Annotated in this window: 18 protein-coding genes, 2 rRNA genes and 1 riboswitch; all 20 genes read right to left on the reverse strand. The window is 44.4% G+C overall.

What is annotated here, in order from left to right:
- Positions 1–63: 63 nt before the first annotated feature.
- The 20 genes from purH to AA0Y26_RS20155 all read right to left on the reverse strand — a co-directional run bounded on the left by purH (position 64) and on the right by AA0Y26_RS20155 (position 20,250).
- Complete coding sequence (purH, locus tag AA0Y26_RS20060) at positions 64–1,599, reverse strand: bifunctional phosphoribosylaminoimidazolecarboxamide formyltransferase/IMP cyclohydrolase (protein ID WP_413363786.1); 1,536 nt, start codon at positions 1,597–1,599, stop codon at positions 64–66.
- A 60-nt stretch (positions 1,600–1,659) separates the two neighbouring features.
- Entirely contained in the window at positions 1,660–2,223 is a 564-nt protein-coding gene (gene purN, locus AA0Y26_RS20065) for a phosphoribosylglycinamide formyltransferase (protein ID WP_413363787.1), read from the reverse strand.
- Positions 2,220–3,278 carry a phosphoribosylformylglycinamidine cyclo-ligase gene (purM, locus tag AA0Y26_RS20070; RefSeq protein ID WP_413363788.1) on the reverse strand — a complete coding sequence of 353 codons (1,059 nt, stop codon included), beginning with the start codon at positions 3,276–3,278 and terminating at the stop codon, positions 2,220–2,222. The genes purN and purM overlap by 4 nt, the downstream gene beginning before the upstream one ends.
- Positions 3,279–3,293: 15 nt before the next feature.
- Entirely contained in the window at positions 3,294–4,718 is a 1,425-nt protein-coding gene (gene purF / locus AA0Y26_RS20075) for an amidophosphoribosyltransferase (RefSeq protein WP_413363789.1), read from the reverse strand.
- Entirely contained in the window at positions 4,694–6,925 is a 2,232-nt protein-coding gene (gene purL, locus AA0Y26_RS20080) for a phosphoribosylformylglycinamidine synthase subunit PurL (RefSeq protein WP_413363790.1), read from the reverse strand. Before purL ends, purF begins: the two co-directional genes overlap by 25 nt.
- Complete coding sequence (gene purQ / locus AA0Y26_RS20085) at positions 6,912–7,595, reverse strand: phosphoribosylformylglycinamidine synthase subunit PurQ (RefSeq protein ID WP_413363791.1); 684 nt, start codon at positions 7,593–7,595, stop codon at positions 6,912–6,914. Before purQ ends, purL begins: the two co-directional genes overlap by 14 nt.
- 2 nt (positions 7,596–7,597) lie before the next feature.
- Positions 7,598–7,846 (reverse strand): phosphoribosylformylglycinamidine synthase subunit PurS, encoded by a 249-nt coding sequence (purS, locus tag AA0Y26_RS20090; RefSeq protein ID WP_036150400.1) that lies wholly within the window; start codon positions 7,844–7,846, stop codon positions 7,598–7,600.
- Positions 7,847–7,849: 3 nt separating this feature from the next.
- The gene (gene purC / locus AA0Y26_RS20095) at positions 7,850–8,560 is read right to left on the reverse strand and encodes a phosphoribosylaminoimidazolesuccinocarboxamide synthase (protein ID WP_413363792.1); all 711 of its coding nucleotides are present in this window, start codon (positions 8,558–8,560) and stop codon (positions 7,850–7,852) included.
- Between the two features lie 17 nt (positions 8,561–8,577).
- On the reverse strand, positions 8,578–9,873 hold the full coding sequence (gene purB, locus AA0Y26_RS20100) for an adenylosuccinate lyase (protein ID WP_413363793.1): 1,296 nt from the start codon (positions 9,871–9,873) through the stop codon (positions 8,578–8,580).
- A 3-nt stretch (positions 9,874–9,876) separates the two neighbouring features.
- Positions 9,877–11,013 (reverse strand): 5-(carboxyamino)imidazole ribonucleotide synthase, encoded by a 1,137-nt coding sequence (gene purK / locus AA0Y26_RS20105; protein ID WP_413363794.1) that lies wholly within the window; start codon positions 11,011–11,013, stop codon positions 9,877–9,879.
- The gene (gene purE / locus AA0Y26_RS20110) at positions 11,010–11,498 is read right to left on the reverse strand and encodes a 5-(carboxyamino)imidazole ribonucleotide mutase (protein WP_413363795.1); all 489 of its coding nucleotides are present in this window, start codon (positions 11,496–11,498) and stop codon (positions 11,010–11,012) included. Before purE ends, purK begins: the two co-directional genes overlap by 4 nt.
- A 166-nt stretch (positions 11,499–11,664) precedes the next feature.
- Positions 11,665–11,764: riboswitch (purine riboswitch) on the reverse strand.
- A 102-nt stretch (positions 11,765–11,866) separates the two neighbouring features.
- Positions 11,867–12,052 (reverse strand): NETI motif-containing protein, encoded by a 186-nt coding sequence (locus tag AA0Y26_RS20115; protein WP_413363796.1) that lies wholly within the window; start codon positions 12,050–12,052, stop codon positions 11,867–11,869.
- A 171-nt stretch (positions 12,053–12,223) separates the two neighbouring features.
- A complete protein-coding gene (locus tag AA0Y26_RS20120; RefSeq protein ID WP_413363797.1) occupies positions 12,224–13,282 on the reverse strand; it encodes a LolA family protein in 1,059 nt (352 codons plus the stop codon).
- Positions 13,279–14,733 (reverse strand): sensor histidine kinase, encoded by a 1,455-nt coding sequence (locus AA0Y26_RS20125; RefSeq protein WP_413363798.1) that lies wholly within the window; start codon positions 14,731–14,733, stop codon positions 13,279–13,281. Before AA0Y26_RS20125 ends, AA0Y26_RS20120 begins: the two co-directional genes overlap by 4 nt.
- A complete protein-coding gene (locus AA0Y26_RS20130) occupies positions 14,730–15,428 on the reverse strand; it encodes a response regulator transcription factor (protein WP_413363799.1) in 699 nt (232 codons plus the stop codon). The genes AA0Y26_RS20125 and AA0Y26_RS20130 overlap by 4 nt, the downstream gene beginning before the upstream one ends.
- Before the next feature lie 485 nt (positions 15,429–15,913).
- Complete coding sequence (locus tag AA0Y26_RS20135; RefSeq protein ID WP_413363800.1) at positions 15,914–16,237, reverse strand: hypothetical protein; 324 nt, start codon at positions 16,235–16,237, stop codon at positions 15,914–15,916.
- Complete coding sequence (locus AA0Y26_RS20140) at positions 16,230–16,553, reverse strand: hypothetical protein (protein ID WP_413363801.1); 324 nt, start codon at positions 16,551–16,553, stop codon at positions 16,230–16,232. Before AA0Y26_RS20140 ends, AA0Y26_RS20135 begins: the two co-directional genes overlap by 8 nt.
- A complete protein-coding gene (locus AA0Y26_RS20145; RefSeq protein WP_413363802.1) occupies positions 16,546–17,052 on the reverse strand; it encodes a hypothetical protein in 507 nt (168 codons plus the stop codon). The genes AA0Y26_RS20140 and AA0Y26_RS20145 overlap by 8 nt, the downstream gene beginning before the upstream one ends.
- Before the next feature lie 22 nt (positions 17,053–17,074).
- Positions 17,075–17,190, reverse strand: a 5S ribosomal RNA gene (gene rrf, locus AA0Y26_RS20150).
- Between the two features lie 131 nt (positions 17,191–17,321).
- Positions 17,322–20,250: ribosomal RNA gene (locus AA0Y26_RS20155) — 23S ribosomal RNA — on the reverse strand.
- Positions 20,251–20,303 lie beyond the last annotated feature (53 nt).

The following is a 20,303-nucleotide window of genomic DNA, read 5'->3' on the forward strand; positions in this document are numbered from 1 at the left end:
AAGATGAGCAATTTAATGAATTAACCGCAGGAATTGACAGTTTCCCTGCGGAAAATATTCTCTTTAATGCTTAAAGTGACGCACACCAGTAAACACCATTGCGATACCATGCTTATTCGCCATATCAATGGAATCCTGATCCTTAATTGATCCACCAGGCTGAATAATGGCTGTAATACCTGCAGCCGCTGCTGCTTCCACTGTATCACTCATTGGGAAAAATGCGTCCGATGCAAGCACCGCCCCTTTCGCTTTATCCCCTGCTTGTTCAAAGGCAATTTTAGCAGCACCAACACGGTTCATCTGACCCGCACCGACGCCTAATGTCATTTGGCTGTCTGTTACAACGATGGCATTAGATTTTACATGCTTCACTACTGCCCAGCCAAGCTTCATTGCATCCCATTCTGCTTCAGTCGGCTCACGGTCTGTCACAACCTTGATATCTGCTTCCTTAAAGCCGAAACGATCCGGCTCTTGAACTAACAAACCGCCCTCCACTGATACAACATTAAATTTATCTTGCTTTGCTTGAGAAAAATCTATCGTCATAAGACGAATGTTCTTTTTCTGTGTCAGAATTTCAAGTGCCTGATTAGTAAATGAAGGAGCAATAATAATTTCCAGGAAGATGCCGGAAAGTTTTTCAGCAGTCGCCTGATCAACTTCTTCGTTAAGGGCAATGATACCGCCAAAAATAGATGTTGGATCTGCTTCATACGCTTTATTGAACGCTTCTTCAATCGAAGAACCTGTACCAACACCACATGGATTCATATGTTTTACAGCTACCGCTGCCGGCATATCAAATTCCTTCACAATTTGAAGCGCCGCATTGGCATCCTGAATATTGTTATAAGAAAGCTCCTTCCCATGCAGCTGCTGTGCATAGGCGATCGAGAAATCCGAACCAAGGCGTTTTTGATAAAACGCTGCTTTTTGATGGGGGTTTTCACCGTAACGCAAGCTTTGTTTCAATTCATACGTCAATGTCAGATTCTCAGGGAACTCTTCACCAATTGCTTCTGTTAAATGGTTAGAGATATAGGAATCGTACGCTGCCGTATGGCGGAATACTTTTGCCGCTAAACGACGGCGTGTTTCGATTGTCGTTTTCCCATCCGCTTTTAATTCTTCCAGTACCTGTGCATAATCATTTGAATCTACAATCACTGTGACATAATCATGGTTTTTTGCCGCTGAACGAAGCATAGTTGGTCCGCCAATATCGATGTTTTCAATGGCATCATCCCATGACACATTCGGCTTAGAGATTGTTTCTACGAATGGGTAAAGGTTCACACAGACGATTTCTATCGGCTCGATACCATGTTCCTGCATTTGTGCAACATGGCCGGGCTCGTCGAATTTGCCAAGTAAGCCACCGTGAATCATTGGGTTCAATGTTTTCACACGGCCATCTAAGATTTCCGGAAACTTTGTTACTTCATCAACAGCTGTTACAGCTACATTGTTGTCCTGAAGCAATTTTTTCGTTCCTCCAGTGGAAAGCACCTCATAGCCTAATGCTACAAGCTCCTTTGCAAATTCTAAAATACCATCTTTGTTCGAAACACTGATTAGTGCACGTTTAGTCACAATAAAGTCCTCCAATTTATGTACGCGTTTGTCTCTAAAATCCAGACTAGCGCGAAAGTTTTAGTTGAATAATGATTGCAGCGTCTTTGGGTAAAGGTCATGTTCAACTGTATGAATGCGTTCCTCTGTTGCTTCACGGTCACCAACTACAACATCTACTGCTTGCTGCGAAATGATCGGCCCTGTATCCATCCCCGCATCTACAAAATGCACTGTGACACCCGTTACCTTCACCCCGTGCTCCATTGCCTGTCCAATAGCATCCTTGCCTGGGAAGGATGGTAAAAGAGAAGGGTGGATATTAACAATACGATTAGGATAAGCAGAAAGCAGTACATCACCTACCAAACGCATATATCCTGCAAGGACAATCCATTCCACATTAAGAGCCCGCAGCTCTGAGACCAATGCTTCTTCATAAGCCGCCTTTGAATCAAACTGTTTTGGTGAAAGCTCGAGTACTGGAATATCAAACTGCTTTGCACGTGTTGCAACAAATGCTCCGGGCTTATCCGTTACGACAAGCTCTACTTGAGCATGCAGGTCACCACTTATAACTGCCTCTTGAATTGCCTGAAAGTTACTGCCGCTCCCTGAAGCGAATACAGCTATTTTCGTTGTCATTGTCCTAAGCTCCCGTCATGAGAGCCATTAAAAAGTACGCCCTCGCCTTTTACAACACGGCCAATACGATAAGCTTTTTCACCATTCGTTTCTGCTGCAGTAATGACTTTCTCCGCATCTGCTTCTGGAACAGCGACAACGAAGCCGATGCCCATATTAAACACATTGTATAAGTCCTTATCAGCCAGCTGTCCTTTTTCTTTTAAGAATTCAAAAATTCGCAGCATAGGCCAAGAACCGAGCTCAATCTCCGTTGCTAGTCCTTGAGGCATCATACGAGGCAGGTTCTCATAAAATCCACCGCCTGTTACATGGGCACACCCATGCACATCGCCGGCCTTCAGCATAGAGAGGACTGGCTTTGCGTACAGCTTTGTCGGTACAAGCAATGCTTCTCCGATCGGTCCTAAATCTTCGTAACCATCCACTACTGTATCTACTGCAAAATTATTGTCCGCAAAGACGATTTTCCGTACTAATGAATAGCCGTTTGAATGAACTCCGCTTGATGCAAGTCCGATCAGCACATCGCCCTCTGCAATTTTTTCTCCCGTAATGATAGCTGATTTTTCACAGGCGCCTACTGCAAATCCTGCAAGGTCATATTCATCTTCCTCATATAGACCAGGCATTTCGGCTGTTTCGCCGCCGATTAGCGCAGCACCAGACTGTACACAACCGTCTGCTACGCCTTTTACAATTTGTTCAATCTTTGAAGGTTCTGCTTTCCCTACTGCTACATAATCGAGGAAGTACAGAGGTTCTGCACCTTGCGCTACGATGTCATTGACACACATGGCTACACAGTCGATCCCGATTGTATCGTGTTTATCCACCATGAAGGCAAGCTTCAGCTTCGTCCCTACTCCGTCTGTACCTGAAATCAGAACTGGTTCTTTCAGGTTTAGTGCAGATAGGTCAAACATGCCGCCAAATCCACCAAACGTGCCCATCACGCCAAGACGGTTTGTACGTTCTACATGCGATTTCATACGCTTTACTGCTTCATATCCTGCTTCAATATTCACGCCTGCTTGTTCATAGGCTTTCGACATCTTATTTCTCCTCCATTAACATAACAGTTCTTTTTCATGCGGTAAGATTGTATCCGGGAAAATCTCAGTAGGGTATTTTCCTGTAAAGCACGCCATACAAAGTCCCCCATTTTCATCTTCAAATGGACGATCAGTCGCTTTTACCAGCCCTTCAACCGATAGGAATGTCAGTGAATCTGCTCCAATAGCCTGACGAATTTCCTCTACATTGTGACTAGAAGCGATCAGCTCTTCGTGCGTTGATGTATCAATACCATAGAAGCATGGGTCTGTCATTGGCGGTGACGAAATAACAACATGTACCTCTTTTGCTCCCGCTTCCTTCAACATACGAACGATGCGACGGGATGTTGTTCCTCTTACAATCGAATCATCTACCATGATAACGCGTTTTCCTTTTACCACCTGAACGACTGGGGAAAGCTTCATTTTCACTCCGCGTTCGCGCAGCTCCTGCGTAGGCTGGATAAATGTACGGCCTACATAGCGATTTTTAATCAATCCTAATTCATAAGGAATACCGCTCTCCTCTGCAAATCCAATAGCTGCAGAAATACTGGAATCCGGTACACCTGTTACTACATCTGCATCGATATGCTTACATTCACGAGCAAGCTCTTTTCCCATACGTTTACGTGCCATATGGACATTAATACCATCGATATTAGAATCAGGACGGGCAAAATATACATATTCCATTGCACACATCGTACGCTGCTCTTTTTCAACATAGCTGTCTACTTCTAAACCATCATTTGAAATAATCAGTAATTCACCTGGCTCCACTTCACGGACATATTCAGCACCGATTAGGTCAAATGCACATGTTTCAGATGCCACAACCCATGCATCTCCCAGTTTCCCAAGAGATAAAGGACGCAGCCCATTACGGTCACGAGCTACAATCATTGAATCATTTGTTAATAGCAGAATAGAGAAAGCCCCTTTCAACAAAGAAAGAGCATTTTTCACCTTTGCCCGGAAAGGAGAATGTGAGCTTTTTTTGATTAAATGAACGACAACCTCTGTATCTGAAGTTGAATTAAAAATACTGCCAGAGCGCTCTAAGTATTGCTTTAGGTGAGTAGCATTTACTAGATTCCCGTTATGAGCGATCGCTAATGATCCTGTAGATGAACGGAAAAGCAGCGGCTGTACATTTTCAATACCATTACCGCCTGCTGTTGCATACCTGGCATGTGCAATTGCTGCATGGCCAGTTGCCGTACGCAGTTTTTCCTCGTTAAACACGTCATTTACAAGTCCCTCGCCTTTTACCGCACGAAGCTGCTGGCCGTCTGTTGTGACGATACCAGCCCCTTCTTGTCCACGGTGTTGCAGCGCATGTAAACCGTAATAACTTAATTGTGCTGCTTCTTTATGTCCCCATATCCCAAAAACGCCACATTCTTCATTTAAGCCTCTGATTTCAGCAAGCATGGGATTGCTCCTTTCCAAGCCGAACGGAATTCCTCTACTGTACCATCTATAAGCACACCGTTGTCACCGCTGATCGTTAGTTTTGCATCTTCTGTTACGACACCGATTTTTTGTGCATCCTTTATGATTTCTTCAAATGCTGCCGTATTTTCTTCTTTAACTGTTAAAATAAAACGCGATTGAGATTCAGAGAATAATGCTGTAGTTGCAGAACCTGTTAACGTAACGTTTACACCTAGCGAATCCGAAGCAAATGTTTTTTCAGCAAGCGCTACGGCTGTACCGCCTTCTGAAATGTCATGTGCTGACTGCACTAAGCCTGCACGAATGGCTGCCAATATAGCGGCCTGCGTGGCTGCCTCTACCTCTAGATCGATTGCTGGGGCTTTACCCGAAATTTCACCTGCCATTAATTTCTGAAGCTCCGAACCACCGAATTCTGTTTTCGTTTCACCAATCAAGTACACAATATCTCCAGCTTGTTTTACATGTTGAGTTGTTACATGTTCTAACTCTTTTACTAACCCAACCATTCCAATTGTCGGTGTTGGGTAAACCGCTACACCAGAACGTTCATTATAAAGTGATACATTCCCGCCGATGACTGGCGCGTTCAATGCTGTACATGCTGCAGCAATACCGTCAGCTGACTTTTCGATCTGCCAGAAGATTTCCGGCTTTTCTGGATTACCGAAATTTAGGCAGTCTGTAATAGCAAGCGGCTCTCCTCCAGAACATACGATATTACGTGCTGCTTCTGCCACGGCAATTTTACCGCCAACTTCTGGATCGAGGTAAATGTAGCGGGAGTTACAGTCGGCTGTCATAGCCAGTCCTTTATTTGTTCCGCGTACACGTAATACTGCAGCATCAGAACCAGGTGCTACTACTGTATTTGTACGTACCTGATAGTCATACTGGCCGTACACCCATTCTTTAGAAGCAACAGTTGGGGCTGAAAGAAGAGCAGTTAAGGCCTCTTTGTAATCTGCTACTTGTGGCTCTATGTTTTCCATCGCTTGGAACTCAGCATAGTAAGCTGGCTCTGCGGACGGTTTATGATAAACTGGCGCATCTTCAGCAAGCGCGTCAGCAGGCACTTCTGCCACTACTTCTCCGTTGTGTAGAAGACGCAGCATTTTATCATCCGTTACACGGCCAATTGCTACAGCATCCAAGTCGTATTTCTCAAAAATAGCCTTGATTTCATCTTCGCGCCCTTTTTTTACTACAAGAAGCATACGCTCCTGTGACTCAGATAACATCATCTCGTAAGCTGTCATTCCTGTTTCACGCTGCGGAACAAGGTCCAGGTTCATTTCCACACCAGAGCCTGCTTTAGAAGCCATTTCTGCTGAAGAGGAAGTAAGCCCTGCTGCACCCATATCCTGAATACCAACTAATGCATCTGACTTCACGACTTCTAAACATGCTTCAAGTAAAAGCTTCTCCATAAACGGGTCTCCTACTTGCACAGCCGGGCGTTTGTCTTCTGAATCTTCCGTTAATTCCTCGGATGCGAATGTTGCACCATGAATACCATCGCGTCCTGTTTTCGCTCCTACATACATGACTGTGTTACCGACACCTGCTGCAATACCGCGCTGGATATCCTTATGATCAATCAGCCCTACACACATAGCGTTTACTAACGGGTTTCCTTCATAGCAAGGATCAAATTGGATTTCTCCGCCTACCGTAGGAATACCGATACAGTTGCCATATCCTGCAATCCCTGCAACGACTTCCTCAAATAAGTATTTTCCACGTGCTGACTTCAGCTCGCCAAAACGCAATGAATTCAGCATAGCAATCGGACGTGCTCCCATAGAGAAGACGTCGCGGATTATACCGCCTACACCTGTTGCAGCGCCTTGGTAAGGTTCGATCGCAGAGGGATGGTTATGCGATTCCATTTTGAATACAACCGCCTGCTCGTCCCCAATATCTACAATCCCTGCACCTTCACCAGGACCTTGAAGTACTTGGGGCCCTTTTGTCGGGAACTTACGCAGCACTGGTTTTGAATTTTTATAAGAGCAGTGTTCAGACCACATAACGGAGAAAAGGCCAGTCTCTGTCCAGTTAGGAAGGCGACCTAAAATACCTTCTACCATTGTGAATTCTTCATCTGACATACCCATCTGAGCATATAGCTTTTCCTCTTTAACTTGCTCCGCTGTTGGCTCAAACTTAGTTGTTGACATGACTTTCCCTCCACTGCTTTACAATTGATTTAAATAATCTTAACCCATCTGCTCCGCCTACCAATGCATCGACTGCACGTTCCGGGTGAGGCATCATACCAAGCACATTTCCACGTTCATTGATAATGCCGGCGATATCTTCAAGAGAGCCATTTGGATTCTCCCCTGAGTATGTGAACACAATTTGATTGTTTTCTTTTAATTTTTGTAACGTCTCTTCGTCACAATAATAGTTCCCCTCACCGTGAGCGATTGGAACAGTAATGATTTCCCCTTGTTCATACTGACTTGTGAAGAACGTTTGATTATTTTCCACCTTTAGTTGTACTGGGCGGCACATGAATTTTAAGTTTTTGTTACGGAGGAGTGCGCCCGGCAACAGCCCTGCTTCGGTTAAAATTTGAAACCCATTACATACGCCTAATACCGGTTTGCCTGCTTCGGCAGCTTTTTTTACTTCTGACATAATGTTGGATTGATTGGCCATCGCTCCACATCGTAAGTAGTCCCCATAGGAGAAGCCTCCTGGTACCAAAATGCCGTCAAAGCCGCTGAGGTCTGTTTCTGAATGCCAAACGAACTCTACTTCTTCACCTAGTTCATCCTTGATTGCATGGTACATATCGATGTCACAGTTTGACCCAGGGAAAACAAGTACTGCGAATTTCATGATTAGTTAGCCTCCTCGACTTCATAGCGGTAGTCTTCGATGACTACGTTCGTTAATACTTTTTCACACATTTCTTTTACAATCGTATCAATGTCCTTTTCCGTATCACCGATCGTCAGCTCTAAATACTTACCAATCCGCAGGTCTTCTACTTCATCGTAGCCCATTTTCACTAACGAGCCCTTTACTGCCGAACCTTGTGGATCTAGGATACTTTCGCGTAATGTAACGTAAATTTTAACCTTTTTCATTCTCTATTGTCCTCCAAGTCTAGTAAGTATGATTTCGTAACTTTCCGTTAAACTGCCAAGATTGCGGCGGAACACGTCTTTATCAAGCTTTTGTTTTGTCTTAGCATCCCAAAGCCGGCAAGTGTCTGGAGAAATCTCATCTGCAAGCAGGACATTACCATCCTGATCGCGGCCGAATTCCAGTTTAAAATCAATCAGCTCCACGCCTATCTCTTTGAAAATAGGGCGTAATACTTCGTTGACCTTCAAGCCGCCTTCATATAATGCCTGTACTTCTTCAGGCGTCGCAAGATTTAGTACATCGATATGCTCTGCTGAAATATGCGGATCTCCCAAGTCATCATTTTTATAATAGAATTCCACGATTGGACGCTTGAGAGGTGTACCCTCTTCAAGCCCCAAGCGCTGTGCGAGTGAACCAGCTACAATGTTTCTGACAACAAGTTCAATCGGAATAATGTCAACTTTACGTACAAGCTGTTCATGGTCAGAAAGGCGCTTCACAAAATGCGAAGCGATTCCTTTCGCTTGTAATTTTTCAAATAACAATGTTGTGATGCGGTTATTCAAAATACCTTTTCCGGCTATTTCTTCTTTCTTCTCACCATTGAATGCAGTAGCACTGTCTTTATACTCAACAAACAGAATAGTTGGATCCTCCGTTGCGTATAAACGCTTTGCCTTGCCTTCATACAAAAGCTGACCTTTCTTCATGACATGTTCCCCCTAGATTATTTTAAACCGCAACGTTCGAAAATAAGGTCGACGTTTTGGATATGGTAGTTATAGTCAAAGCAATCGTCCAGTTCTTCCTTTGTTAAGTACGAAGCGATTTTTTCATTCGCTTCTACTAATGGACGGAACTGTGTTTGCTCGTCCCATGCACGTGCTGTCAACGGCTGCACAGTATCATATGCTTCTTCACGTACTAACCCTTTATCGATCAAAGCAAGAAGGATACGTTGTGAATAAATCAAACCAAAAGTACGATCCATATTGCGTTTCATGTTCTCTGGGAACACCGTTAAATTTTTCACAATATTACCGAATCGGTTCAGCATATAGTTCAGTGTAATTGTTGCATCTGGAAGGATGACGCGCTCTGCAGAAGAATGAGAGATATCACGCTCGTGCCATAATGCCACGTTTTCAAATGCCGTCGTCATGTAACCGCGCATCAAGCGGGCCATCCCTGTCATGTTCTCAGAACCAATTGGGTTACGTTTATGCGGCATGGCAGAAGAACCTTTTTGTCCCTTACCAAATGCCTCCTCCACCTCACGTGTTTCTGATTTTTGAAGACCACGGATTTCTGTAGCGAATTTCTCAATAGATGTCGCAATTAATGCTAGCGTACTCAGATATTGAGCATGACGGTCACGCTGTAATGTTTGCGTTGAAATTGGTGCTGCGGCTAAACCTAATTTTTCACAAACGTATGCCTCAACTTTTGGATCAATATTGGCATATGTGCCGACTGCGCCGCTCATTTTTCCTGTTTCGATTGTCTTGGCTGCAGCTTCGAAACGCTCTAGATTACGCTGCATCTCCTGATACCAAAGAGCAAGCTTCAAACCAAATGTTGTTGGCTCTGCATGTACACCATGAGTACGTCCCATCATCACTGTGTATTTATGCTCTAGTGCCTTTTCACGAATAATATCAATGAAATTATGCAAGTCCTTACGCAAAATCTCATTTGCTTGTTTAATTAAGTAAGAAAGGGCTGTATCTACTACATCTGTAGAAGTCAATCCATAATGTACCCATTTACGCTCTTCACCAAGTGTTTCAGATACAGCACGTGTAAAAGCTACTACATCATGACGTGTTTCTTGCTCAATTTCATAAATGCGGTCAACATCAAATGACGCATTATCACGGATTTTCTTTACATCCTCTTTTGGAATGTCACCGATTTCCGCCCAGGCTTCACATGCAAGAATCTCTACTTCCAGCCATGCCTGGTATTTATTTTGCTCCGTCCAAATTGCGCCCATTTCGGGTCTTGTGTAACGTTCAATCATCTATTATTTCTCCTTCTGCTCTGACCAAATGCCAGAATCCTCGATTTGTTGTAAAGTTGCATTCACATCTTCCGTCATAATTGTAACATGACCCATTTTACGATTCACTTTCGCCTCTGCTTTTCCATATAAGTGAATAGACCAATCAGGATATTTAGAAATAGAATTTGTCAACGGCATTACATGCTGTCCCAGTACATTTACCATAATCGTAGATGCCCATAGTTTTGGCTTGCGTAATGGCCAGCCGCATACAGCTCGGATATGCTGCGTAAACTGAGAAATATTGCATGCTTCAATCGAATAATGACCAGAGTTGTGTGGTCTTGGAGCGAGCTCGTTAATGACGATACTCCCGTCCTCTAACACAAACATTTCAACAGCTAGTGTTCCAACCAAATTGAGGTAATCAGCAATTTTAGCTGCCTCATTCTCTGCCTGCGCTGTTGTTTTGCTATCAACACGAGCCGGCACGATTGTTTCATGAAGGATATGATGCACATGAATATTCTCGCCTACCGGTAGACAGCACGTATCGCCATTGCCATTCCGCTGAACAATTACAGAAATTTCTTTTGTAAATGGAACAAAGCCCTCAGCGATACAAACGGAATGCTCCAAAAGCTCTTTCGCCATTGGAAGATCCTCTTTCTTTTTCAATAGCTGCTGTCCTTTTCCGTCATAGCCGCCACGCGCCGTCTTCACAATACATGGAAAGCCGATCTCATCAACCTTTTGAATAAGCTCCTCATATGTATGCGCTACGATATAAGGGGCAACTGGACAGCCTGCTTCTACAATGGCAGCTTTCTCCGTTACACGGTTTTGCGTAATACGGACAAGCTCTGCTCCTTGGGGTACATAAGCAATTTCCGTCAAACGCTTTAGCCCTTCGTAGTCAATATTTTCAAATTCATATGTGATAACATCACTTACTTCTGCTAGCTCTTCTAAAGCCGATTCATCGTCATAAGGGGCGACAATCCGGATATCTGCTACTTGGCCGCATGGGGAATCCATAGATGGTTCTAATACAGCAATTTTAAAGCCTGCTTCCTTTGCAGCGACTGCCATCATTCGTCCAAGCTGTCCGCCGCCAATAATTCCGATTGTTTGACCTGGATAAATCATTTTTGTCACACCAAGTCACCTGTACTTTCTAAAACTTGCTGCTTTGTCGCTTCACGGCGCGCCTCAAGCTTTTCTGCTAACTGTACATCGGTTGTTGATAATATTTGGGCTGCAAGCAGACCTGCATTCGTTGCACCAGCCTTACCGATCGCTACTGTAGCTACAGGGACACCTCCTGGCATCTGTACGATGGAAAGAAGAGAGTCCAACCCATTTAGTGCCCGAGACTGTACAGGTACACCAATTACCGGCAATGTTGTTTTTGCTGCTACCATTCCAGGCAGATGCGCTGCTCCGCCTGCGCCTGCGATGATAACCTGCAAACCACGGCCACGTGCCTGTTCTGCATACTCAAACATTAAATCCGGTGTCCGATGTGCGGAGACAACTTTTTTTTCATATGCCACTTCTAGTTCATCTAAAATATCACATGCATGCTTCATTGTTTCCCAGTCACTGGAACTGCCCATAATAACACCAATTTTTGGATCCATGAATTCGCTCTCCTTTTCAACAACTATTCCTTATTCTCAAGAACAACTATAAAAGTCCCCAAATAAACTACTCTCTACGCATGAGAAAGCAATTTACTTGAGGACTAAATTTGAAGGAGTATGCAGATGAAAGCATCTAAGGTCACATCCTTTTCTTCAATCATTCCAAAAGTTGCTTTCCCTGCATAGTCCGGTTTTTACGGTACCGGGTAGAAACACTGGAGCCATATTCTCCAGCATATATGTAGGGATCGAATTTCTTTTCCTGTTCACATTTTAACAAGGGATCAAGAGAAAATCAATGGTAAAATGCGAACGATAAATTTTCAGAAAATGATATTGTTCGGTTTTAAGGTATTTTCCGGCATTTATTCTATAGGAACGCCTTTAAATTGGATTTTTTGACGCAAATATGTTGGTTCACCTTCAACCATCTCAAAGACAGGTTCTTCTTTTCGGCCGAAGGGCATATAGCCATCCTTCTTCATTCTTTCTAGACATTGCTCGATTGTTTCATTTTCTTTTACCTCATACCATACTTGTTTTTTAGCCAAAAATTTTGTTCCTCCTTTTTTAAAATATTTCTATTACTATAGCATGGAACAATTATTCATACTAAATGCGTCCGTAAAAAATTGTGAACGATTCGACACATTATATCTATAAAATGAAGGGTAATGCAAAAAAGCAGTGCTATAAGATGATCTCATAGCACTGCCTTTTCATTATTGAACGATTTCCATACTTTCGATGTACTGATAAACTTCTTCAAAGGATAGTTCCGGATTCTCTATAATAACACCATATTGATAGCCGCCCTCTGTCCATTGAATATAACGGAAATTATTCATATCCATCTGCTCGCCATCTACTCCGCGAACTTTTATTTTTGTCGCTCCAACATCTGGTCCTATGTCTGCTACATTCGCTGCTGGTTTGAGTACCGATAAAGTAAAAGCAGGTTCGTCATTCATATTATAGTTAAAAGCAAACTCAGGACGATCTTCGACTTTCATATCCTCTACCGACCTTAATTCAATTCCTTCTTCTTTGAATACAAGGAAGGATCCTAAAACTGTTTTTGCTTCTTCTATAGATGATTCTTCTGGACCATAGCTGCCTGCATCCATTCTTTCCACTACTGCCCCTTTTGGCACGTCGAGTACAAATAGAGAATCCTCAAGCTTAGGATCGAGTTCCAACTTTGTATATTCGGTCGTCATTGTCAGTCCTCCGCTAGTAGAAACAGTTTTTAGCACCATCCAGTTTTCTTTATCGATCCATAATTCCATATCACCTATGAGATTATTTTTCTCCTTCGCTTCTGCAATAAGCTGATACGTTTCACGCCCTGCAACTTTCTCTTCTTTTCCTAAAGTAATTTTATGTGTATCTTCTACCATTTTCAAAAGCATTTCCGCTTGTTCTTTCGGCGACTGCTGAGTAAGGGCGGCTTCGCTCTCATCTGCATACTCGAAGATTTGGATACTATTGGCCGATACGTCCAAGCTCGTCAGTTGCTTTCCATCATTTATCGTGATGTACTGCTCGTCATTCGGGCCTGTCATCTCAATTCGTCTTTTTCCGTCTTTAACCCATTCTTTTATATAAGTGAGGCCCTCATCTCCCAGATCCATTTTGTATTCTCCGTAGTAGCTTTTCACTTCTGCAATTTCCTGTAAAGTTTGAGCAACAACCTCTTGTGGAGTAAATGTCCCGCCTGTGCTGCAACCTGTCAATACTAATGTTAAGGCTAATGTAGCCGAATAAATTAATCTTTTCATTTACTTTCTCTCCTTTGTGGCAGCCAGCAAATAATTGCTGTGCCTTTTTTTATATCTGAACATACAGTGATGTGCCCTTCATGCTTTTCAATAATTTGTTTAGCTATGCTCAAACCTAACCCTGCTCCGCGCTGTCCCGCCTTGCTTCTTGATTGATCCACTTGATAAAGCGGTTCAAAAAGTTTATTGCATTCTTCAAGTGAGATGCCTTCCCCGCTGTTTTGAACAACAAGGTATACTCCTTCTGCCTCTTTGAAGGAGGACTTGACAAAATCCTTGCACCATAATGGAATATGAGAAGGCTCAAAAGCTGCTATTCCTATAAAGCCACCCTGTTCCGTATAAGTCCATGCGTTAGAGATAAGATTATCCATAACTCTCATCAATTGTTTTGGATGCACATCATATTTCCCTTCTACATGCAGGAAAGTTTCTGCTCTAAATCCTTTTTCCTTGCACACCTGATTATAGTCAGCCAGGAGCATATCAAAAAACTCAGCACCATCAACTGTTACCCGCTTTAATTCATAGGTAGGAGACTGCAATAATGTGTACATCATTAAATCTTCCAGCATGTGTTTCATATAATCTGCTTTTGAGGATATGACTTGTAAATATTCCGCCTGCTCTGTGCCGCTTATGTCACTACTGCATAAACTTTCTGCGTAAGCCTGAATAGAGGTAAGAGGTGTTTTCAAATCATGTGATAAACTTGCAATCATGAATTCTTTCTGTCTCTGCTCCTCTTCCAACTGCCCCTTAGTGCGCTCAATCTCTATTTGCATCGTTTTAAAGCTCCAAGCAAGTTCTCCTAACTCATCCCTTTTCTGATGCAAGTTTGATTCAACCATTTCTCCTTTGGCATAGGCTTTCATTTGAGAAATCAGCTCTTTCACTGGTTTATTAAATCTTCTATTCAAGAAATATACGGCGATTCCATAAATAATTACTAATAAGCCTATGATGCCTATTCCAGCTATATAGGAACGATTATTCACCTGCTCTATCCATTCTGTACGAAGGAAAGTCACTTCATAGATACCGGCCATTTCATTACGGTTATAGACCGGTTCTTTATAGACAAAGCTTTGATAAGTTTGTTTAAACTCATAAAGATTTTTCAACAGCCTTTCTTTCGTTTCAAAACTGTTGCCTGTTTGCCCAAAAGGATTAGAAGAATAATAAAGATATCCCTTCGTTGAATACAACTTGACTTGTACCTGATCAGACGTCAAACTTTCAACTTTTTCGAATGATGCATCCACTTGATACAGAGAGGAATCCTGCAGTACCTTTTTCATCTCATTTAACTCTATTCGCTTTTCTACAAATTCACCTATATTCCTATCCTGATAATACGCATTAATGGATAAATAGAGTCCATATGCCCCCACCAAGGGCAGCAGCATAACCAGCAGGTAAGTAAGAAGCAGCCATGTTTTGATTTTCAAAGTTCGTCACCCACAAATCGATAACCCTTTCCCCATACTGTTTGAATAAAGTGAGGGTGTTTTACAGGGTCCTTCAGCTTTTCACGCAGCCCTTTAATATGGACGGTCACAGTATGGTTAGCCTCAAGACCTGTTTGTTGCCACACATGAGTATACAGTGCTTCCTTCGTAAACAATTGATGAGGATTCTGAGTAAATAGCTTAAGAAGCGCATATTCTTTTTGTGTGAGAACTATTTCTGTATTCTCATGAAAAACTTGCTCGTTCTTGTAATCGATACATAAACCATTGGTAAACTGTACGATTTCCTTATCCGGATAAATTTTGTTATAACGTTGCCAACGTCGCAAATGAGATGCTACTCTAGCCTTTAACTCCTCTAAGGAGAATGGCTTCGCTAAGTAGTCATCAGCTTCCTGCAGTCCCTCTACTTTATCGGTATCCTTACTCTTAGCACTAATCATAATAATGGGAACATCACTTTGAAGACGGATGTGTTCTATCATTTCCAAGCCGCCCATTTCAGGCATCATCCAATCCACCAGAACCAAGTCAAAACTTCCTTTACTAAAATCCTCCAATCCTTCTATCCCTGTTGTGGCCCAGGTAACTTTGTAATTTTCCTTGACGAGAGTATCCCTCATTATGCGAGCGATTTCTCGATCATCCTCAACTAACAGAATGTTATGCGCCATTTTGCTGTCCTCCTAAATACACTATAACAACGATAATTGCTGCTTCTTGTAAACTTTATAAATTCTTTATTTTTAAGCATAATGCATATTGAAAATCAGTGAAAGAAAAGAAAAACAGACGCATTTAAAAGTGATAGCATCTGTTTAGATATAACATTATTTCTGAAAAATATAGACCGTACATGCTTTTATTTTTTTATAGCAAAAGAAATTGTATATAGCCTATAAATTTTTTATAACCTCTGATAGGGAGTTAGAATTAGTCCATTTTAAAAAGAATGTCTTAAAGAGATTTAACCCCTAGTGATGTTGCCTTCGGTGTTTGATAGTTGGGGGTTTTTAAGCAATAACAAACTCAACCTCTTACAGGTTGAGTCTGATTGCCCAGCGATGTCCTACTCTCACAGGGGCGCCTCCAACTACCATTGATGCTATCCTCGCAGCGCGATGACCGGCGAATGACGGCGTCATCTGCGCTTACTCTTTCAGTCACGTACCGAGTACGTTCCTTCTTTCGTTCCCTTGTTTCCTTGTTCTTCTTGGTCCTCCCACTGCTCTGGGAAATTCGTATCGTATTCTTTGATTTCCTTACATAAAATGAATCCTTCGGTTTGCGCGCCGATCTCACCTTCGGTGTTTGGTGGTTGGGAGCTTTTTTGACAATAAAAAAACTCAACCTCTACAGGTTGAGTCTTGTTGCCCAGCGATGTCCTACTCTCACAGGGGCGCCTCCAACTACCATCGACGCTACCTTCGCAGCGCGATGACCGGCGAATGATGGCGTCATCTGCGCTTACTCTTTCAGTCACGTACCGAGTACGTTCCTTCTTTTGCTCCCTTGTTTCCTTGTTCTTCTTGGTCCTCCCACTGCTCTGGGAAATTCGTATCGTATTCTTTGATTTCCTTACATAAAATGAATCCTTCGGTTTGCGCGCCGATCTCACCTTCGGTGTTTGGTGGTTGGGAGCTTTTTTGACAATAAAAAAACTCAACCTCTACAGGTTGAGTCTTGTTGCCCAGCGATGTCCTACTCTCACAGGGGCGCCTCCAACTACCATCGACGCTACCTTCGCAGCGCGATGACCGGCGAATGATGGCGTCATCTGCGCTTACTCTTTCAGTCACGTACCGAGTACGTTCCTTCTTTTGCTCCCTTGTTTCCTTGTTCTTCTTGGTCCTCCCACTGCTCTGGGAAATTCGTATCGTATTCTTTGATTTCCTTACATAAAATGAATCCTTCGGTTTGCGCGCCGATCTCACCTTCGGTGTTTGGTGGTTGGGAGCTTTTTTGACAATAAAAAAACTCAACCTCTACAGGTTGAGTCTTGTTGCCCAGCGATGTCCTACTCTCACAGGGGCGCCTCCAACTACCATCGACGCTACCTTCGCAGCGCGATGACCGGCGAATGATGGCGTCATCTGCGCTTACTCTTTCAGTCACGTACCGAGTACGTTCCTTCTTTTGCTCCCTTGTTTCCTTGTCCTTCTTGGTCCTCCCACTGCTCTGGGAAATTCGTATCGTATTCTTTGATTTCCTTACATAAAATGAATCCTTCGGTTTGCGCGCCGATCTCACCTTCGGTGTTTGGTGGTTGGGAGCTTTTTTGGCAATAAAAAAACTCAACCTCTACAGGTTGAGTCTTGTTGCCCAGCGATGTCCTACTCTCACAGGGGGAAGCCCCCAACTACCATCGGCGCTAGAGAGCTTAACTTCCGTGTTCGGTATGGGAACGGGTGTGGCCTCTCTGCCATCATCACTAGACTTGCACATGGATGTGCTGACTTCTGTGCTGCAACACGATGTTGCGCTTGTAGCAGAAGTTCCTTTATATAACTGAAAGAAGTTTGTTCTTTCAAAACTGGATAAACGTTTCATTGTGCAGCACACAAAATTTGGTTAAGTCCTCGACCGATTAGTATTCGTCAGCTCCATATGTCGCCATACTTCCACCTCGAACCTATCTACCTGATCGTCTTTCAGGGGTCTTACTTACTTGCGTAATGGGAAATCTCATCTTGAGGGGGGCTTCATGCTTAGATGCTTTCAGCACTTATCCCGTCCATACATAGCTACCCAGCGATGCCCTTGGCAGAACAACTGGTACACCAGCGGTATGTCCATCCCGGTCCTCTCGTACTAAGGACAGCTCCTCTCAAATTTCCTACGCCCACGACGGATAGGGACCGAACTGTCTCACGACGTTCTGAACCCAGCTCGCGTACCGCTTTAATGGGCGAACAGCCCAACCCTTGGGACCGACTACAGCCCCAGGATGCGATGAGCCGACATCGAGGTGCCAAACCTCCCCGTCGATGTGGACTCTTGGGGGAGATAAGCCTGTTATCCCCGGGGTAGCTTTTATCCGTTGAGCGATGGCCCTTCCATGCGGAACCACCGGATCACTAAGCCCGTCTTTCGACCCTGCTCGACTTGTAGGTCTCGCAGTCAAGCTCCCTTGTGCCTTTACACTCTACGAATGATTTCCAACCATTCTGAGGGAACCTTTGGGCGCCTCCGTTACCTTTTAGGAGGCGACCGCCCCAGTCAAACTGTCCGTCTGACACTGTCTCCTGCCCCGATGAGGGGCATGGGTTAGAATTTCAATACAACCAGGGTAGTATCCCACCGACGCCTCCTCCGAAGCTGGCGCTCCGGGCTCTCTGGCTCCTACCTATCCTGTACAAGTTGTACCAAAATTCAATATCAAACTACAGTAAAGCTCCACGGGGTCTTTCCGTCCTGTCGCGGGTAACCTGCATCTTCACAGGTACTATAATTTCACCGAGTCTCTCGTTGAGACAGTGCCCAGATCGTTACGCCTTTCGTGCGGGTCGGAACTTACCCGACAAGGAATTTCGCTACCTTAGGACCGTTATAGTTACGGCCGCCGTTTACTGGGGCTTCAATTCACAGCTTCGCTTGCGCTAACCGCTCCTCTTAACCTTCCAGCACCGGGCAGGCGTCAGCCCCTATACGTCACCTTACGGTTTTGCAGAGACCTGTGTTTTTGCTAAACAGTCGCCTGGGCCTATTCACTGCGGCTCTCTCGGGCTTTCACCCTACCAGAGCACCCCTTCTCCCGAAGTTACGGGGTCATTTTGCCGAGTTCCTTAACGAGAGTTCTCTCGCACACCTTAGGATTCTCTCCTCGACTACCTGTGTCGGTTTGCGGTACGGGTACCTCCCACCTCGATAGAGGCTTTTCTTGGCAGTGTGAGATCAGGAACTTCGTCCATACGGACTCGTCATCACAGCTCAACGTTACAGTGTGCGGATTTGCCTACACACACGCCTTACTGCTTGAACAGAGACAACCAACGCTCTGCTTACCCTACCCTACTGCGTCCCCCCATTTCTCAAACGGTGGGGAGGTAGTACAGGAATATCAACCTGTTGTCCATCGCCTACGCCTGTCGGCCTCGGCTTAGGTCCCGACTAACCCTGAGCGGACGAGCCTTCCTCAGGAAACCTTAGTCATACGGTGGACGGGATTCTCACCCGTCTTTCGCTACTCATACCGGCATTCTCACTTCTAACCGCTCCACCAGTCCTTCCGGTCTGACTTCAACGCAGTTAGAACGCTCTCCTACCACTGACATCAAAGATGTCAATCCACAGCTTCGGTGAATCGTTTAGCCCCGATACATTTTCGGCGCAGCGTCACTCGACCAGTGAGCTATTACGCACTCTTTAAATGATGGCTGCTTCTAAGCCAACATCCTGGTTGTCTAAGCAACGCCACATCCTTTTCCACTTAACGATTACTTTGGGACCTTAGCTGGTGGTCTGGGCTGTTTCCCTTTTGACTACGGATCTTATCACTCGCAGTCTGACTCCCGTGTATAAATATCCGGCATTCGGAGTTTGTCTGAATTCGGTAAAGCGAGATGCCCCCCTAGTCCAAACAGTGCTCTACCTCCGGTATTCTCAATCACGAGGCTAGCCCTAAAGCTATTTCGGAGAGAACCAGCTATCTCCAAGTTCGATTGGAATTTCTCCGCTACCCACACCTCATCCCCGCACTTTTCAACGTGCGTGGGTTCGGGCCTCCAGTAAGTGTTACCTCACCTTCACCCTGGACATGGGTAGATCACCTGGTTTCGGGTCTACGACCACGTACTATTTCGCCCTATTCAGACTCGCTTTCGCTGCGGCTCCGTCTTTTCAACTTAACCTCGCACGTAATCGTAACTCGCCGGTTCATTCTACAAAAGGCACGCTATCACCCATTAACGGGCTCTAACTACTTGTAGGCACACGGTTTCAGGTTCTCTTTCACTCCCCTCCCGGGGTGCTTTTCACCTTTCCCTCACGGTACTGGTTCACTATCGGTCACTAGGTAGTATTTAGCCTTGGGAGATGGTCCTCCCGGATTCCGACGGAATTTCACGTGTTCCGCCGTACTCAGGATCCACTCTGGAGGGAATGACTTTTTGGCTACAGGGCTTTTACCTGCTCTGGCGGACCTTTCCAAGTCGCTTCGCCTAAATCATTCCTTTGTAACTCCGTATAGAGTGTCCTACAACCCCAAGAGGCAAGCCTCTTGGTTTGGGCTCTTCCCGTTTCGCTCGCCGCTACTCAGGGAATCGAATTTTCTTTCTCTTCCTCCAGGTACTTAGATGTTTCAGTTCCCTGGGTCTGTCTCTAACGCGCTATGAATTCACGCGAAAGTACTGCGCGATTAAACGCAGTGGGTTCCCCCATTCGGAAATCCCCGGATCAAAGCTTACTTACAGCTCCCCGAGGCATATCGGTGTTAGTGCCGTCCTTCATCGACTCCTAGTGCCAAGGCATCCACCGTGCGCCCTTATTAACTTAACCAATAAGTTAACGCTAACTCGAAGAGTTAGACTTCAGTTTACACGTCAATTGCT

Source organism: Lysinibacillus canaveralius (genome assembly GCF_047301505.1).
Taxonomy (GTDB): Bacteria; Bacillota; Bacilli; order Bacillales_A; family Planococcaceae; genus Lysinibacillus_B.

What these genes read in the sequence shown, in the direction of transcription:
- AA0Y26_RS20130 (WP_413363799.1), bottom strand. Translation starts at nt 15,428, where the DNA reads ATGGCGCATAACATTCTGTTAGTTGAGGATGATCGAGAAATCGCTCGC.
- purC (WP_413363792.1), bottom strand. Translation starts at nt 8,560, where the DNA reads ATGAAGAAAGGTCAGCTTTTGTATGAAGGCAAGGCAAAGCGTTTATAC.
- purQ (WP_413363791.1), bottom strand. Translation starts at nt 7,595, where the DNA reads ATGAAATTCGCAGTACTTGTTTTCCCTGGGTCAAACTGTGACATCGAT.
- purM (WP_413363788.1), bottom strand. Translation starts at nt 3,278, where the DNA reads ATGTCGAAAGCCTATGAACAAGCAGGCGTGAATATTGAAGCAGGATAT.
- purL (WP_413363790.1), bottom strand. Translation starts at nt 6,925, where the DNA reads ATGTCAACAACTAAGTTTGAGCCAACAGCGGAGCAAGTTAAAGAGGAA.
- purS (WP_036150400.1), bottom strand. Translation starts at nt 7,846, where the DNA reads ATGAAAAAGGTTAAAATTTACGTTACATTACGCGAAAGTATCCTAGAT.
- purN (WP_413363787.1), bottom strand. Translation starts at nt 2,223, where the DNA reads ATGACAACGAAAATAGCTGTATTCGCTTCAGGGAGCGGCAGTAACTTT.
- purB (WP_413363793.1), bottom strand. Translation starts at nt 9,873, where the DNA reads ATGATTGAACGTTACACAAGACCCGAAATGGGCGCAATTTGGACGGAG.
- purF (WP_413363789.1), bottom strand. Translation starts at nt 4,718, where the DNA reads ATGCTTGCTGAAATCAGAGGCTTAAATGAAGAATGTGGCGTTTTTGGG.
- purE (WP_413363795.1), bottom strand. Translation starts at nt 11,498, where the DNA reads ATGGATCCAAAAATTGGTGTTATTATGGGCAGTTCCAGTGACTGGGAA.
- AA0Y26_RS20120 (WP_413363797.1), bottom strand. Translation starts at nt 13,282, where the DNA reads ATGAAAAGATTAATTTATTCGGCTACATTAGCCTTAACATTAGTATTG.